The organism is Streptomyces rhizosphaerihabitans, from assembly GCF_025399795.1.
Lineage (GTDB): Bacteria > Actinomycetota > Actinomycetes > Streptomycetales > Streptomycetaceae > Streptomyces > Streptomyces rhizosphaerihabitans.
Map to the genome: position 1 here is coordinate 1 of NZ_JAODTZ010000156.1, position 992 is coordinate 992.

1 rRNA gene is annotated in these 992 nt (G+C 56.1%); it reads left to right on the forward strand.

The window, feature by feature from the left end:
* A 23S ribosomal RNA gene (locus N4G66_RS45170) occupies positions 1 to 992 on the forward strand; the annotation flags it as partial.

Consider the following 992-nt stretch of genomic DNA (forward strand, 5'->3'; position numbering starts at 1 on the left):
GTGGCGAAGCTGAGAACTTAAGCGCCAGTAAACGGCGGTGGTAACTATAACCATCCTAAGGTAGCGAAATTCCTTGTCGGGTAAGTTCCGACCTGCACGAATGGCGTAACGACTTCTCGACTGTCTCAACCATAGGCCCGGTGAAATTGCACTACGAGTAAAGATGCTCGTTTCGCGCAGCAGGACGGAAAGACCCCGGGACCTTTACTACAGTTTGATATTGGTGTTCGGTTCGGCTTGTGTAGGATAGGTGGGAGACTTTGAAGCGGCAGCGCCAGCTGTTGTGGAGTCGCCGTTGAAATACCACTCTGGTCGTGCTGGATGTCTAACCTCGGTCCGTGATCCGGATCAGGGACAGTGTCTGATGGGTAGTTTAACTGGGGCGGTTGCCTCCTAAAGAGTAACGGAGGCGCCCAAAGGTTCCCTCAGCCTGGTTGGTAATCAGGTGTTGAGTGTAAGTGCACAAGGGAGCTTGACTGTGAGACCGACGGGTCGAGCAGGGACGAAAGTCGGGACTAGTGATCCGGCGGTGGCTTGTGGAAGCGCCGTCGCTCAACGGATAAAAGGTACCCCGGGGATAACAGGCTGATCTTCCCCAAGAGTCCATATCGACGGGATGGTTTGGCACCTCGATGTCGGCTCGTCGCATCCTGGGGCTGGAGTCGGTCCCAAGGGTTGGGCTGTTCGCCCATTAAAGCGGTACGCGAGCTGGGTTTAGAACGTCGTGAGACAGTTCGGTCCCTATCCGCTGTGCGCGTAGGAATATTGAGAAGGGCTGTCCCTAGTACGAGAGGACCGGGACGGACGAACCTCTGGTGTGCCAGTTGTCCTGCCAAGGGCATGGCTGGTTGGCTACGTTCGGGAGGGATAACCGCTGAAAGCATCTAAGCGGGAAGCCTGCTTCGAGATGAGTATTCCCACCCCCTTCGAGGGGTTAAGGCTCCCAGTAGACGACTGGGTTGATAGGCCAGATCTGGAAGGCGGGTAACCGC